Genomic DNA, 15,536 nt, shown 5'->3' with positions numbered 1-15,536 from the left:
CGGAGGCTCCAGCAAGGTGGCAGGTTCACAGCGGGGTTCACAGCGCGACGCCTTCGTCGCCGATCAGCTTTTCGAGCAGCCAGATCAGCGCGAAGTCGATCGCGACGATGACCACCGCGAAACAGAACACAGTAGGATCGAGCGACGACACCGTGCGGCTGTAGAGCCACACCGGCAGGGTCATCGTATCGATGCTGTACAGGAAGAACGTCACCGTGAACTCGTTGAACGACACGATGAACGCGAACAGCATGCCGGCGAGAATGCCGGGCCGCATCAGCGGCAGCACCACGTCGACGAGCGCGCGGCTGGGGCTCGCGCCCATCACGAGCGCCGCTTCCTCGAACTCGGGGCCGATCGACGCGACCGACGCCGCGCAGTTCTTCACCGTGAACGGCAGCGCCAGGATCACATGCGCGATGATCAGACGGCCGACGCCCAGCTCGACCGGCAGCACGTTGAACACCAGCAGCAGCGACAGGCCGAGCATCACGAGCGGATAGACGAGCGGCAGCGCGACCAGCTGCTCGACCGCCGGCTTGCCGCGAAAACGGTAGCGCGACAGCGCGTACGCGGCGGGCACGGAGACCAGCGTCGCGATCAGCATCGTCGAGAGCGCGACGATGAGGCTCGTGCTCAGCGCGGCGCCCATCGACAGCGTGTCGGTCGCGTCGGGCGACACGAAGCTGTGCCAGGCCGCGCGGTACCAGTGCAGGCTGTACGCGTGCGGCGGGAATTCGAGCGTGTCGGCCGCGCTGAATGACATCGCGATCATCGTCAGGATCGGCAGCGCGGCGAGAAACAGCACGATGCCGGCGACGAGCGCGGTCGCGCGGCCGAGCTGGCCGGGCATCGTATGAGGCAGGCGCGGCAACCATGGCGAACGCGGCGATGGCGGTGCGGTGCGCGGCAGGCGTGAGGTCGGCAGCGTGCTCATGTGTGAGACTCCCCGGTCAGACGTTGGGTGCGGCGCACGAGCCGTTGCGACAGCGCCATCACGGCGAGCGTCGCGACCATCAGCACGACGCCGGAAGCGGAGGCGGCCGGCCAGTTCAGCAGCGGCGCGACCTGATCGTGCACCAGCACCGCGAGCATCGGCACGCGCCGGCCGCCGAGCAGCAGCGGCACCGCGAATGCGCTCGCGTTGTACGCGAACACCAGCAGCGCGCCCGACACGAGGCCCGGCATCGCGAGCGGCAGCAGCACGTGACGCAGCGTTTGCCAGCGCGTCGCGCCGAGCGTCGCGGCGGCTTCCTCGTACGAGATCGACACCGCGCGCATCGCGCTCGAGAGCGGCAGCACCGCGAGCGGAAACGCGGTCTGGATCAGCCCGAGCAGCACGCCATGCTCGCGATACAGCCACATCACCGGACGCTCGATAACACCGCTCGCGAGCAGCGCGTGATTGAGCAGACCCGCCGGGCCGAGGATCACGAGCCAGCCGTAGCCTTGCAGCAGCAGATTGACGAGCAGCGGCAGCAGCACACCCGCGAGCAGCAGCCGGCGCGCGAGCCGCGATTTCGTGCGCGCCATCGCGAGCGCGACCGGAATCGCGAGCACGACCGCGCACAGCATGCTCTGGAACGCGAGCCGCAGCGTCAGCCACAACGACTTCAGGAAGTAGCCGTCGAGCAGGTCCGCGTAGTTCTGCAGCGTGAAGCTGCGCCATTCCTGGCCGGACGTGCCGAAGCTCATGCGCAGCACGACCAGCGCGGCCGCGCCGAGGATCGCCAGAAACAGCAGGATCGGCGCGAGCAGCAGCCACGGGCGCGCCTTCGCGAGCACGGTGTCGGCCGCCACGGCGGCGGCCCCGTCTGGCCCACCCGAAGTGATGCCTGAGGCCACTGCGGCACGTCGCGAAAAGCGCGCGAGCATCGTGTTCATGCCGAGAAGATTTCGGTGTAGCGCTTGATCCACGCCGGCTGCACGGCGGCGAGCGCCTTGTCGTCATGCAGCACGGCCTTCTCGGCGATCTGCTGCGGGCTCGGCACGAACGCGCGGCTTTCGGCCGGAATCATCGCCTTCGAATTGACCGGGCCGTTCAGCACGTCGGCGGCCATGCGCCCCTGCACGCCGGCATCGAGCGAATGATTGATGAACGCGTGGATCAGGTCGGTGTCGCCCGGATGCGCTTTCGGAATCACCGTGAACATCAGCTGCGTCGCGAAGCCTTCCTTCATGCCGTAGGTCACGCCCATCCTGTACTCGGGCTTGCGGATCTGGTCCGGGAAAAACGCCGGCGAGTAGATGCCGCCGATATCGAGCGAGCCCGTGCGGAACAGGTCGGCCACCTGGTTCGGGTTCTCGCCGAGCGTCATCACGTGGTCTTTCAGTAGCGCGAGCTTTTTGAAACCGGGTTCGATGTTCTGCTGCGAGCCGCCGTTCATCTTCGCGGCGATGATCGCGAGATCGACCGCTTCGGCCCACTCGGGCGGCGGCAGGAACACGCGGCCGGCGTATTTCGGGTCCCACAGCGCCTCGTACGACGAAGGCGGCGTCTTGATGGTCGTGGTGTTGTAGATGAGACCGTCGGACCACAGCAGATAGCCGACGCCGAAACCGTTCGCGCCGGTACGGTATTGCGGCGCGACTTCCTTGAGGTTCGGCAGGCGGTCCAGGTCGGGCTTCATCAGCAGGCCCGCGTCCGCGAGACCGGATGCGCCCACACCCGCGAGCGTGATCACGTCGTAGGTCGGACGATCGCCCGACGCCTTGACCTTGGCGACCATGCCGGAGGTGCCGTCGGCGCGATCGGCAATCACTTTCGCGCCGGTCTTCGCGGTGAAGGTCGCGGCGATGTTGCGCAGCGCGGCCGTGCCGGTATCGTCCGACCACGTCAGGATGCGCAGCGTCTTGCCGCTGAAGTTGTGCTCCTGCGCACGCAGATTCAGAAACGGCATCGGCAGCGCGGATGCCGCGAGCGCCGTACCGATCGTCTTGATGGCCTGCCTTCTACCCCGTTTGATCTCTTGCATGGTCGTCTCCTGTGTTGAACGCCCGTTGCCCATGATTCGCCGTGACCGCTGCCGGATCTACTGCGTGTGAATGCACTGTAGGTTTGCCAAAATCGCACAACAATCGAAATATGCGCATGGATCGCATGACGTACGCTCATGGCTCGACGTCGGCGAATGCAGCGACGAGCGCTTCGGCGACGCGCCGGGAAGCTATGGGCGATGGCGAATGCGGGTTAACGTCCATATCTGGCTGAGGAATCCCCGCGTGTGTCGAGGTATGAGGAAAGCTCGGTTCTGGTGCGGTTACTGAAGGTTTTTTGCACCAGCTCGGTGCGACATCCTCCGGGACGGGCATTTTTTGCGCGGACCATGAGTCGAACGCATGCGGGTTTGCCCGCGCACCCACTCGTGCGCGCATAGCCGATCGCGTATGCTGTGGGCTTGACGGGCAGGGCGGCGATGGACGCTGCCCCCCGCCACGCAATGATTTTTTCTGATCCTGGACGACATCCGATGCGACGCCTACCGCCGCTCAACGCGCTGCAGATTTTCGAAACCGTCGCGCGCCACCGCAGCTTCACGCGTGCCGCCGATCATCTGTGCCTGACGCAAGGCGCGGTCAGCCGGCAGATCATCGCGCTCGAGGAGTACTACAAGTTTCCGCTGTTCAAGCGTCATGCAAAAGGACTGACGCTGACCGCCGAAGGCGAAATGCTGCTGCCGGCGGTCAAGGAGAGCTTCGCGCGGATCGAGGAAATGTCGCTGCGCTTAACCAGGCAGCGCACCGATCTCGCACTGAAGGTGCCGACCTGCGTGATGCGCTGGATGCTGCCGAAAATCATGCGCTTCCAGTCCGAGTATCCCGACCTGCACGTGCAGATCACGACCACCTGGCAGCACGATGTCGATTTCCAGAGCGAGCCGTTCGACGCGGCGATCATCTATGGTTCGTCGCCCGGTGCGGACGTGCAGGCGGTGTCGCTGTTCGAGGAGCGTCTGACGCCGGTCTGCACGCCCGAACTGCTGAAGGACAAGCCGCTCGCGCAGGTGGGCGATCTCGCGCGCCACACGCTGCTGCATCCGACGCGCGACCATCGCGACTGGAAGATGTGGCTCGCAAAAATCGCGGAAACCGACACGACGGGCGCCGCCACGATCGACGCGGAGGTCGGCCCGAGCTTCGACACGCTCGACATGGCGACCAACGCCGCCGCGCAGGGCTTCGGCGTCGCGATCAGCGATCTCGCGCTGATCGACGAGGACGTCGCGGCGCGGCGCCTGGTGCGGCCGTTCGATATGGTGCTGAAGACCGGTTGGCGCTATTACTTCGTGTATCCGGACGCGGTCGCGCAACAGCAGAAGCTGAACCTGTTCCGCGACTGGATGGTCGAGCATTGGGAAGAGTGAGATTGCCGTGTCCGAGCGACCACATGTGCCGGATCAGGCATCACATCACGGCGCGAACGACAGAAACAGATAGGCCGCGAACAGCGACAGATGGACGGCGCCTTGCAGAATCGTCGTGCGCCCGGTGCTGAGCGTCAGCGTGGCGACCACCAGCGTGAGCGCGAGCAGCACCATGTCCTTGCCGTTGATGCCGAGCACGATGGGTTGACCGATGTACAGGAACACGCCGGCGACGGTGGGAATGGTGAGGCCGATACTCGCCAGCGCCGAGCCAAGCGCGAGGTTCAGGCTGGTCTGCAGACGATTGGCGTGCGCCGCGCGGACCGCCGCGAGCCCTTCCGGCAACAGCACCAGCGACGCAATCACGATACCGACCACCGCCGGCGGCGCGCCCGCGCCCAGCACCGCGGATTCGATCGTCGGCGATAACACTTTCGCGAGCAGCACCACCGCGACGAGGCTCACCAGCAGCAGCCCGCCGCTGATGGCCGCGAGGCGCGCGCCCGGCGGCTCGGCATGGACGTCTTCGTCGGGCACGCCGGCGAGGAAGTAGTCGCGATGGCGCACCGTCTGCACGAACACGAACACGCAGTAGAGCACCAGCGACGACACGCCGGCAAACGCGAGCTGCGACGGCGACAGGACCGGCCCGGCGCTGGTGGTGGTGAAGTTCGGCATCACCAGCGTCAGCACCGACAGCGACGCGAGCACCGCCAGCGCGGCCGCCGCGCCGCGGCTCTGGAAGTCCTGTTCCCGATGGTGAATGCCTCCGACCAGCAGACATAGCCCGACGAGCCCGTTGCAGACGATCATGACGGCCGCGAATACCGTATCGCGCGCAAGGCCGGCTTTTTCGGGACCGGACGTCAGCATCACCGACACGATCAGCGCCACTTCGATCACCGTAACGGCGACCGCCAGCACCAGCGTGCCAAACGGCTCGCCGACGCGATGCGCGACCACTTCGGCATGATGGACGGCGGCAAACACGGCCGCGCAAAGCGACACGCCGACCACCGCGAGCAGCAGCGCGTTGCCCGGCATCGCGTAAGCGGCACCGAGCACGATCCAGCCGACGATCGGCGCGGCGAGGGTCCAACGGGGCAAGACGGTCGCGGGCGAGGTCATACGGCCTTCCTTTTCTGTACGTGTTTTAACTTGAAGTAAAGTCTCAACAAGAGACGTTAAGTCGTTAAATTATCAGAGGTAAGTCGTTCTTTTAAAGCCGTCGCCGCTCGGTCGGGTCGTCATCGCCACGGGCAGATCGCACGGTCGCAAATTCGACCTGGGATCCTTCCGGGCGTCAGTGGTGCCGTGCAAGCACTGGCCGTTGCGACGCATGTCGCACGTTCAAAATATCGCGGTTTCGGAGGCGCGGGGGAATCGCCGCGTCGGGTGGTGCGAGGGCCGCACCGTGAGGCAGTGGTGTCGAGCGCTGGGTCGGAGGGGAATTGGCGTCGCGGCAGAGCTTTCAGCCCGCGACGCCAGCTTGCTGCTTTTACTGCAACTTCTTCGGCTGTTCGACCGGCTTACTGGCCGATCGCGCGGATCGTCAGCGCGCTCTTCACCGACGTCACGCCTGCCACGCCTTGAGCGGCGTTCGTCGCGAGTTCGATCTGACCCTGCTCCGGCACCGAGCCTTCCAGCGTGACTGCGCCGTCGCGTGCGCGCACGATGATGTTGCCGACGGTCACGCCCTTCGTACGTGCAAGCGTCGCGCGGACCTTCTTCTGCAGCGCGCGATTAGCCTGTTTAGCCTGCTTGGTGGTCGGTGCCGCTGCCGCCGGCGCTGCGGTCGCGGCCGCATCGCTGCTTTGCGCGTACGCGTTGAGGGAAGCGAGAACGACCAGCGCGCCACCGATCATCTTGATTGCCGAGAATGCTTTCATTCAACTCTCCTGTTGTCGTAGAACGTCGATCCCCCGAATGGGGTCGATTTTTTTACACCAGCGGGTACAGCGGGATTCAATGCCAGGGCAGTAGATACAGCAGCCGTGCGAACACTTTCCGTCGACTCGTATGTTTCCGCGAGCCACGAAGCGCGCCGAAACATGCAAACGGCCGTGTGAACGGCCGGAAGCACACAATACAGCAATTAGTGCCATGTTGAGTTCCATGGCGCTGAAAATGAGGCTTCGGTACAACGAATTTGCCGATCGCAACCGGTCGATGGCGTGGGAAGTGGGGGACTGCGCGCTGATCGCGAGGGCGTAGGATTCAGCACCGATGTCAGCTCCGACTCAAGGACACCCAGCGCATGCGACACGAAGCTCTTCCCATCCGCCCGTTGCGCCGCGACGATCTTCCGCTCGACACCGTCGAACTCGCGCGCTTCATGGTCGGCAAATATCTCGTGCACGATTTGCCCGAAGGACGGCTGAGCGGACGCATCGTCGAGACCGAGGCGTATCCGCTCGGCGATTCGACGAGCCATGCGTTCATGGGACGTCGTCCGCACAACGGAGCGATGTTCCTCGCGCGCGGGCATGCGTATGTGCGGCTGACCTACGGCGTGTCGTACATGCTCAACATGTCATCGGAGGCGGAAGAGGTCGGCGCCGGCATCCTGCTGCGCGCGATCGAACCGCTCGAAGGACTCGCGCTGATGGAAGCGCGCCGTCCCGGCGTGCCGCTGCGCGATCTCGCACGCGGACCCGGCCGGCTGACGGTGGCCTTCGGCATCGGCAAAGCTTGCGACGGGCACGATCTGTGTACGGGACGGGGGCTATGGATCGGCGTGATCGAGACCGGCGCACCGATCGGCGTGACGACGCGCATCGGTCTGTCGCGCGAGATGCACCGGCCACTGCGATTTTTCGAGCCGGGCAGCGCGTTCGTCAGCGGCCCGCGCAAGCTGCTGACCATTCCGCATTCGGGCGCATGACTTCGCGGTCCCGCACGCGTACGTTGATTCCGACGTTTCGACGGGCAAAGCGGGGCGAATTCTTCTCAGATCACAGGTATTTCGGAAACATCAGACGCAACGGTGACGAGCCGGCCAATTGTTACCCGGCAGACCAGGCGAACGGAAGCGGTTCCACAATATTCCCCGGCATTATTGCGAACCGAACAATTTTCTATCTCGAAAATAAGGGTTTTCCCTCTGCGATGCGGTGACTAGACTGAAGTCATTCGCTGGACACCACGCTGTCGGCGATGCATACAAAACCACATTGGAGGGAAGTCATCATGAAATCGCTGATCAAGGCAGTTGCCATTGCAGCCGTTGTCGTCGCACCGGTCGTGTCGTTCGCGCAATCGAGCCAGCAGCCGATCACCCGCGCGGAAGTCCGCGGCGAACTGATCCAGCTGGAGCACGCCGGCTATAACCCGGCGACCTCTAGCGACCCGACTTATCCGGCTGACGTTCAGGCCGCCGAACAGCGCGTGCAAGCGCAAAATCCGGTCGTCGCGCAAACCCAGCCGATCGCCGATACCAGCGGTTATGGCGCGCCAATGAGCGGATCGACGCAAGCGGGCGGCATGGCGCAACCGTTGAGCGGCGTGAAGAGCGTGTATTTCGGTAACTGATTTCGGTAACCGAGCACGCAGCACGACGCTGTGCGCCGCTTCGAGGGGCGCACAGCGTTTCATACCAGCTACTGTTTCAAACGAGCGCGCCGCACCCATGCGCCCGCGAGCGTGTCATCTGTGCGCGCGTTGCGTTCCTGTTTCCGAAGGAACCTCCGCTGCCGCAAGGTAGCTTGGCCCAAGCTGTTCGAGGCTTGGGCCTTTTTTGCGTCCGGTCCCGCGCGGATGCTCGGTACGCCGTCGCTCGGCGAGAGCAGTGCCGCCTGTCAGAGCCGTTCGCCGTGAATATAGAACTCGAGTTGCTGGATCGTGAACTGCTGTTCCGCGATGATGTCCTTCACGAGGTCTCCAATCGACACCATGCCGACCAGCCGGTCCTTGTCGATCACCGGCAGGTGACGCATGCGCCGCTCGGTCATCAGCGCCATACACTCTTCGGTCGTCTGGTCCGGACGAACGAAGCGCACCGCCTTGCTCATGATGTCGCGCACCGGAGTCGCCTTCGACGATCGGTCCATCAGCACCACCTTGCGCGCGTAGTCGCGCTCCGTAATGATGCCGGCGATGCTGTCGCCGTCCGTCACCACCAGCGCGCCGATGCCTTTCTCGGCCATCAACCGGATCGCCTCGTAGACGGAATCGTCGGCGCCGATCGTGTAGACGTCGGAGGGGTTCGGTTTCGTTTTAAGAAGCTGTGCAACGCTTGTCATGGAGCGGCTCCGTTTCGCAGTGCAGCACGCCGAGGTGGCGCACTGTCGTGAGGGACAGGCGATTCCAGTATAGGCGCGACGTGCGCCCGCGGTACACCGGGAATACCTCGGGCGCGTCGGACGATGCGCGCTGGATTGGCGCGGTTCGCGTGAGCTCGTCTCGTGTCTCGCGCGCGTGTTGCGCGTGTTGCGCGTGCGCCTGGTGGGGCGTGTCGCGGGCCAGCGACCGGTGGCCGCGAAGGGGCATCCGCGTGCGGCATGCGGATTAGCGGTAAACTCGCAATCCAAACCTTATCCCCGGCTCGACCGGGTTCATGCCAGCACTATTGTTCAACGCCATGCTCACGTCTCAGGATCCATCGCCCGCAACGGACGGCGCCATCACCGGCGAATGCGTCGTGCTCGACGCCACCGCCACGCTGCCCACGCGCTACGGCACGTTCACTTCCTATGTGTTTCGCGTGGTCGACAGCGGCGCCGAACATCTCGCACTCGTGATGGGCGATGTCGCCAACCAGTCGTCCGTACTGACGCGCCTGCATTCCGAATGTCTGACGGGCGACGTGCTCGGCTCCTATCGCTGCGACTGCGGCGAGCAGCTCGATCTCGCGCTGCGCTATATCGCGGCCGAGGGTTGCGGCGTTCTGCTCTATCTGCGCGGCCACGAAGGACGCGGCATCGGCCTGTCGAACAAGATCCGCGCGTATGCGCTGCAGGAGCAGGGGCGCGATACCGTCGAAGCGAACCTCGATCTCGGCCTGCCCGACGATTCGCGCGAATACGATTCGGCCGCGGGCATTCTGCGCACGCTGAAGGTCACGTCAGTGCGGCTGATGAGCAACAATCCCGAGAAATTCGAAACGCTGTCGAAGCACGGCATTCCGGTGTGCGAGCGTGTCGCGCTTGCGATTCCGATGCGAGAGGAAAACGAGCGCTATATCCGCACCAAGCAGCTGAAGTTCGGGCATTACTTCGACGAGAACGAATAACAGGAATTTAAGACCTGTCCGGGGACATCCATATTGAGCCAATAGATGCTGCAAGTGTCTGAGTAAAAAAGAAAAAATAGTGAACTCACTGGCTCAATTGGCACGTCAGCGCTTTTCTGTGCGCGCCTGAACTCGCTACGTTGGCGTAGGTTTTTGCTGCATCGTGCTGCAAACCTACGCCGAGTCTGCTGCTCTCAGAAAAACCTACACCGAGGGAAGCATCGGAACTCTCCGCACTGCGTCGAACGCAGGAAAAAGAGGCTAACTCGTCCATCACCAGGTGATTACACCGTCAAGCAGTTGTGCCGCGACTTTCTGCAGGGATATGTAGAGGTCAATCGAAAGACAAAGGGAGCGGTCGAGGTCGCACGTATATTCAAGACGACGGATTCATGAGAGCGAACCAGGCCAACCCGTACGGGTTGGCGTTTTTTTGTCCAGACAGATACCTCGCGCGGGGTTCCCGACAAATATTGTCTTGTGCGCTTCCGCACCCCATCACTCAAACCGCTTATTGATAAGCCAGGCTTTACATCCCTTCTTTATTTTCCTGCGTTTACGGCGGCAAACGCGGCTTCTAAGATGCAGTTACTTACTCAACCACTGCGAAGTCAGCGCGCTCAACCAGGTGAGACGACCGAGCGTCGTGCCGGACAGTCCAGGTCAGGTGAGGGAAGGCAGCTTGCATTCCAATTTGTGACGGTTTGACGGAAAAATCAGAGGATACGATGAGCAAGAAGCAGATGAAACTTGGCCTGTCTATGAGATACCTGGGTTATCACCTCAGCGCATGGCGTCACCCGGACTTGCCCGCTGACGCCGCATCGCAGTTCGACTCGTATCTGAACGTCGCGAAAGTCGCAGAGGAAAACAAGTTCGACCTGCTTTTCCTCGCGGACGGTATCGGCATTCGGTACGACGACGTCCCGAAAGGTTCGCTCTGCCGCTCCAGCCACAACGTGGAACTCGAACCGCTTACGCTTCTGTCAGCCATTGCGAGCCGCACGCATCGCATCGGTCTCGTGGCGACTGCCTCGACGACCTACAACGAGCCATACCATATCGCCCGGAAATATGGCTCGCTCGACCAGATCAGCAGGGGACGATGCGGATGGAACGTCGTCACGTCATGGTCGGAACAGGAAGCCTGGAATTTTAATCGCGCCAAACATCTCGATTACGACACGCGCTATGAGCGGGCGGCAGAATTTGTCGACGTCGTGACCGGACTTTGGGACAGCTGGGATGCCGACGCTTTCCTGCACGACAAGGAATCAAGCGTTTTCTACGACGAAACAAAACTCCACGTGCTCGGTCACGCCGGAAAGCATTTTTCCGTGCGCGGGCCACTCAGCGTGCGCCGCTCGGTGCAGGGCCGGCCGATCCTGGTTCAGGCGGGAACCTCCGAAGTCGGGCAGCAGATTGCCGCCAAACACTGCGACATCGTTTTTGCTGCCCAGCAGAACATCGAGGCGGCGAAGAAATACTATGCGTCCGTCAAAGGGCGCCTCGCTTCTTATGGGCGCAGCGAAGACGATCTGCTGCTGATGGTCGGATTGACGCCGATCATCGGCCGGACGCGGGATGAGGCGCAAGAGAAATTCAGGCAACTCGAAGAGCTGATCGATCCACTCGTCGGCCTGTCCATCTTGAAGCGTTCATTCGGCGACCTGTCGCACCTCGATCTCGACGGACCTGTGCCAAAGCCGGATCTCGAGAACGCGGGTTTGCGCAGCAGCGCCCAGATGTACTACGAAACCGCCCAGCGCGATGGGTTGTCGATCCGGCAGCTCTATAAACGGATTGCGATGGCTCAGGAGCATCTGACTGTCGTCGGAACGGCAAGCGACGTTGCGGATGCGATGGAGCAATGGATGGATGAAAAGGCCGCAGACGGCTTCAACATCGCGCCGACCCACTTGCCTCACGCACTGAATGATTTTGCCGAGCTCGTCCTTCCGGAATTGCGCAGGCGTGGAAGATTTCGTGAAGAGTACGAAGGCCAGACCCTGCGTCAGAACCTCGGCCTTCAAGAACCGCGCAGCATGTATGCCTGAGCGCATTCCAGTCAGTCAATCGAAGTTCTAACGAAATGAGAGAGCGGCAAAATGATGCGATCTTCCGATCAGCAGGTTCTCCGCAAAGCGACGCCGGTCGAGCAGGGCAACCCTGCCGATGACCAGCGGATGTTCCGCCGTTGCTTGAGCCAGTACGGCACTGGCGTCGCCATCGTGACCACCGCGGATGGCGCCAGCCGCTTCGCGGTCACGGTCAATTCATTCTCGTCGCTGTCGCTCGATCCACCGTTGCTGCTCTGGTCGATCGACAGGAAATCCCGAAGCTTTGACGCCTTTTCGTCCTGTGAGCATTTTGCCGTCAACATCCTTTCGTCGGAACAGATTGAGCTCTCGCGGCACTTTTCGAGCAAGATTACCGACAAGTTCGCCGACGTCGACTGGGCTCCCGGGCGCTTCGGGTCTCCGTTGCTCTCCGGCTGCATCGCACGCTTCGAGTGTAGCGCCGAGGCGCGGCACGACGGCGGCGATCACATGATACTCATCGGCCGCGTGCAGCAACTGGAGCGGTTCGAAGGGATGCCATTGATTTTTAGTCAGGGACAGTACAGCATACCGCTCGAGCATCCCGATGCGCCGGGTGAGCCTGCCGCTATTGCCGCTGAACAGCCGAACACGCTTGCGAATAACGTGCTGCAAATGATCTTCAATGCTCATCATGCGCTCTCCGAAGCGTTCGACGAGCATCGGCGCGCCGAAGGTGTCAGCATAGCCGTAGCGAGAGTGCTCGCCACCGTGCATGGGCATCCTGGCATCAAGGTGGACGCCGTCGCCGGTCAAACCTATCTCGGGCAGCGCGACGCCGAGGACGCCGTCGCCGAACTCGCGCAAAAGTCATTGCTGGTTCATTCAGTAGACGGCGGGTTGCGGCTGACCCCTTCCGGCGCTGCGCTTCGCGAGTCGATCGGCGAGCGTTGGCTCGCGTTTCAGAACGCGCAGCTCGAGAGCATCCCGCCTGCGGATATCTCCGTACTCATGCGCACTCTGAAGCGTTTGATCGAGCAAACCACGCAGGAACGCACTGCGACGGAGGCGGTCAGCGGAGAATGAAGTATCTTTTTCAGATGCGATAAATTTCGATCTGCCGCCGGCCAGGTCTGGCCTCCGCTTTCGGACGATGAAGCGCTCGCCCATCCACATCACCGGAATAGACACAAGACAATGACTTGGGATTTCATCATCATCGGTGCTGGTTCAGCTGGATGTGTCCTGGCCAACCGCTTGAGCGCCGATCCTCAGCACAAGGTATTGCTTCTCGAAGCGGGAGGCGACGACAATCGCTTTGCCATCAAGATACCTGCGCTGGCCATGAAGGCGATGAACAATCCAGAGACCGACTGGATGTTTCCCACTGAGCCTGACCCCACACGAAACAACCGGACCGAGATCGTACCGCGGGGCAGGGTACTGGGCGGTTCGAGTTCCATCAACGCTACGTGGTACGTCCGCGGCAATCGCGGCGACTATGATCATTGGGCGGAACTCGGAAACAAGGGGTGGTCATACGACGAACTGCTGCCTTATTTCCACAAGGTCGAGTGCAATCGCGATGGCGTGAGCGACACCTATGGAAAGTCGGGTTCCATCGTGATCAGCGAAATCCGCGGCGTGCCAAAGTTGACGCGTATCTTCCTCGACGCGATGGAGGAAATCGGCTATCGGAAGAACCCATCGTTCAATGCCGAGCCCACCGAAGGCGTCGCGATTCTGCATTCGACACAACATCGCGGCATCAGATGGAGTGCGGCAAGAGGATATCTCGATCCGGTAAAAGACAGGGAGAATCTCAAGATCATCACGGGAGCACTAGTACGCCGGATCATCATCCAGAACGGCATGGCAGTCGGCGTTGAATTCGACATGGACGGCCGAACGCATCTCGAGCGATGCACGGGAGAAGTCGTCCTCAGCGCGAGCGCGATCAATTCGCCCAAAATACTCATGCACTCCGGGATTGGGCCGCATCAACAATTGGCCTCCGCAGGGATCAGAACCATTGTCGGCAACGAGGCGGTTGGACGCAATCTGCAGGAACATCCCGCATGCCAGGTCAAGGCGTTTGTCAACGTCCGCACGGCGAACCAGGAGTTCAACGCGATAGGGATGATCAAGCACGGCTCCCGCTTCATCGTGTCGCGCTCGGGGCAGGCCACGTTCTCATACAGCGGAATAGGTCTGGTCCGCACCAGGCCCGATCTTGTCTATCCGGATATCCAGTATCACTTCGGTGCCTTCTCTTCGAGCTACACCGACGAAGGAATACGCATGGAGAAGGAAGCGGCGGTGAACCTGCAGCCGAACGTGAATCGTTCGAGGAGCCGCGGCTATGTCCGTCTCAAGTCCGCAGATCCGTTTGCACCCCCAGGCATCCAGTTCAACATGCTGAGCGATCCGTACGATTGCGAGACGCTGATGGCGGGCGCCCGGATCGCGCGGTCGGCGCTCCGTTCAAAAGCGTTCGCCCCGTACGTGACGGGCGAATGCAAGCCTGGCGAAGATGTTCAGACCGACGACGAGTGGCTTGCCTATCTTCGGGAGAACGCGGGCGGGAGTTTTCATCCGTGCGGGACCTGCAAGATGGGGATCGACGCCGACGCAGTTGTTACGCCGGATCTCAAAGTGATCGGCATAGACCGTTTGCGCGTAGTGGATTCGTCGATCATTCCGCAGATTCCAAGTGGCAACCTGAACGCAATCAGCCTGGTGATCGGTGAAAAAGGCGCCGACATGATTCTGGCAGAACGGGCCCGCGCCATGTCCCAGGCTTTTGCAAGCGGGACAACAAAGTAACCACACAACGGCACTTCAAAGAGGAAACCATTGTATGAAATCGTTACTCGTATTGTCCGCAGCTGTCTTGCTCGGTTCGATGTCCGTCCCGGCATGGTCCGCGGAATGTGGCTCGGTGACCATTACGGAAATGAACTGGTCGTCAGCGGCAGTGGTGACCGCTGTGTCGAGCTTTCTCATGGAGCAGGGGTACGGCTGCAAGGTACAGAAGGTGCCGACGTCGACCGTTCCAGCGTTGACCTCGCTTGCCGAAACCGGTAAGCCCGACATCCTGACCGAAGTCTGGCCTGCGGTGGCCGACGTCTACTACACGCTCGAGAAGGAGGGCAAGATCGTGCCGGTCGCGAAGGTGCTCTCCGACGGCGGGCAAGACGGTTGGTGGGTACCGAAGTACCTCGTGGACAAGCATCCTGAACTCAAAACGCTGAATGGCATCCTCGCCCATCCGGATCTCGTTGGAGGACAGTTCAACAACGGCCCGCCGGGATGGGGGTCGACCGTTTCGAACAATAACCTCGTGAAGGCATTCGATCTTCAGGGGCACGGCGTCAAAGTCGTCAGCTTCGGGTCCGGTGAAACGCTGGCGGCCTCGCTTGCCGCAGCCTACAAGGATCAGAAACCCTGGTTCGGTTACTACTGGGCACCGACCTCGCTGCTCGGCAAGTATCCGATGGTCAGTGTGGACATGGGGCCGATCGTTCCCGATATCGCGAAGTGCAATGCACGTCTGGATTGCGCTTCGCCCGGCAAGACCGGGTGGCCGACGGCGCCTGTCCTCACGACGATGTCCAAGCCGTTTCATGACGCGCATCCCGACATCGTCGCCCTGATGAGTCATGTTTCGTTTACCAATTCCACCATGAACCAGCTGCTCTCATGGCAAGAGGCGAACAAGGCCACGGCTGACGAGACTGCCGCCTATTTTTTGACGCATTATAAGGATCTCTGGAAAGGCTGGCTGTCCCCTGAGGCGGCCACCAAGGTCGGTGCGGTGATCAAATAGCGCGACCGTAGCCGTTCAACGGCGGCCCTGGTTGCCTTGTTCCTTGATTGCTTGCGTTGCGCCTCATCGGCTTG

The 15,536-nt window shown here is 61.9% G+C and carries 14 protein-coding genes; 8 read left to right on the top strand and 6 right to left on the bottom strand.

Translation table 11 applies throughout. The features are described from left to right. Positions 1 to 37: 37 nt before the first annotated feature. From L0U84_RS28605 to L0U84_RS28595, 3 genes are read right to left on the bottom strand one after another with little or no spacing between them, the layout of a single operon-like run. Entirely contained in the window at positions 38 to 937 is a 900-nt protein-coding gene (locus L0U84_RS28605; protein ID WP_233855117.1) for an ABC transporter permease, read from the bottom strand. Beyond that, positions 934 to 1,875, bottom strand: a complete 942-nt coding sequence (locus L0U84_RS28600; protein ID WP_442794086.1) for an ABC transporter permease — start codon at positions 1,873 to 1,875, stop codon at positions 934 to 936. The genes L0U84_RS28605 and L0U84_RS28600 overlap by 4 nt, the downstream gene beginning before the upstream one ends. 5 nt (positions 1,876 to 1,880) lie before the next feature. Beyond that, positions 1,881 to 2,975 carry an ABC transporter substrate-binding protein gene (locus tag L0U84_RS28595; protein WP_233855099.1) on the bottom strand — a complete coding sequence of 365 codons (1,095 nt, stop codon included), beginning with the start codon at positions 2,973 to 2,975 and terminating at the stop codon, positions 1,881 to 1,883. A gap of 495 nt (positions 2,976 to 3,470) precedes the next feature. Here L0U84_RS28595 and L0U84_RS28590 point away from each other — a divergent pair, with 495 nt between their 5' ends. Continuing rightward, positions 3,471 to 4,364: a LysR substrate-binding domain-containing protein gene (locus tag L0U84_RS28590; protein ID WP_233855097.1), complete on the top strand. Its 894-nt coding sequence runs from the start codon at positions 3,471 to 3,473 to the stop codon at positions 4,362 to 4,364. 45 nt (positions 4,365 to 4,409) lie between these two features. Here the strand turns inward: L0U84_RS28590 and L0U84_RS28585 are convergent, their stop codons facing one another. Continuing rightward, complete coding sequence (locus L0U84_RS28585) at positions 4,410 to 5,492, bottom strand: calcium:proton antiporter (protein WP_233855095.1); 1,083 nt, start codon at positions 5,490 to 5,492, stop codon at positions 4,410 to 4,412. A gap of 401 nt (positions 5,493 to 5,893) precedes the next feature. Further along, complete coding sequence (locus L0U84_RS28580) at positions 5,894 to 6,253, bottom strand: BON domain-containing protein (RefSeq protein WP_233855093.1); 360 nt, start codon at positions 6,251 to 6,253, stop codon at positions 5,894 to 5,896. Positions 6,254 to 6,621: 368 nt separating this feature from the next. Between L0U84_RS28580 and L0U84_RS28575 the strand changes: the two genes are divergently transcribed. Together L0U84_RS28575 and L0U84_RS28570 are read left to right on the top strand one after the other, a co-directional pair. Further along, a complete protein-coding gene (locus L0U84_RS28575) occupies positions 6,622 to 7,248 on the top strand; it encodes a DNA-3-methyladenine glycosylase (protein ID WP_233855091.1) in 627 nt (208 codons plus the stop codon). Positions 7,249 to 7,553: 305 nt separating this feature from the next. Then, complete coding sequence (locus tag L0U84_RS28570) at positions 7,554 to 7,895, top strand: DUF4148 domain-containing protein (RefSeq protein WP_233855089.1); 342 nt, start codon at positions 7,554 to 7,556, stop codon at positions 7,893 to 7,895. Positions 7,896 to 8,161: 266 nt separating this feature from the next. Here L0U84_RS28570 and L0U84_RS28565 read toward each other — a convergent pair whose 3' ends face one another. Then, the gene (locus L0U84_RS28565) at positions 8,162 to 8,605 is read right to left on the bottom strand and encodes a CBS domain-containing protein (RefSeq protein WP_129963088.1); all 444 of its coding nucleotides are present in this window, start codon (positions 8,603 to 8,605) and stop codon (positions 8,162 to 8,164) included. Between the two features lie 338 nt (positions 8,606 to 8,943). Here L0U84_RS28565 and ribA point away from each other — a divergent pair, with 338 nt between their 5' ends. The 5 genes from ribA (at position 8,944) to L0U84_RS28540 (ending at position 15,462) form a co-directional block, all read left to right on the top strand. Further along, entirely contained in the window at positions 8,944 to 9,594 is a 651-nt protein-coding gene (gene ribA / locus L0U84_RS28560) for a GTP cyclohydrolase II (protein ID WP_233856852.1), read from the top strand. Positions 9,595 to 10,322: 728 nt separating this feature from the next. Further along, on the top strand, positions 10,323 to 11,651 hold the full coding sequence (locus L0U84_RS28555) for an LLM class flavin-dependent oxidoreductase (RefSeq protein WP_233855087.1): 1,329 nt from the start codon (positions 10,323 to 10,325) through the stop codon (positions 11,649 to 11,651). A 51-nt stretch (positions 11,652 to 11,702) separates the two neighbouring features. Further along, complete coding sequence (locus L0U84_RS28550; RefSeq protein ID WP_233855085.1) at positions 11,703 to 12,719, top strand: flavin reductase; 1,017 nt, start codon at positions 11,703 to 11,705, stop codon at positions 12,717 to 12,719. 111 nt (positions 12,720 to 12,830) lie between these two features. Next, positions 12,831 to 14,459 (top strand): GMC family oxidoreductase, encoded by a 1,629-nt coding sequence (locus tag L0U84_RS28545; protein ID WP_233855083.1) that lies wholly within the window; start codon positions 12,831 to 12,833, stop codon positions 14,457 to 14,459. A 34-nt stretch (positions 14,460 to 14,493) separates the two neighbouring features. Continuing rightward, positions 14,494 to 15,462 (top strand): glycine betaine ABC transporter substrate-binding protein, encoded by a 969-nt coding sequence (locus L0U84_RS28540; protein ID WP_233855081.1) that lies wholly within the window; start codon positions 14,494 to 14,496, stop codon positions 15,460 to 15,462. The last annotated feature ends 74 nt before the right edge of the window (positions 15,463 to 15,536 follow it).

The sequence above is a fragment of the Paraburkholderia sp. HD33-4 genome, assembly GCF_021390635.1.
GTDB lineage: Bacteria > Pseudomonadota > Gammaproteobacteria > Burkholderiales > Burkholderiaceae > Paraburkholderia.
This window is presented reverse-complemented; position numbering and strand designations above follow the sequence as displayed.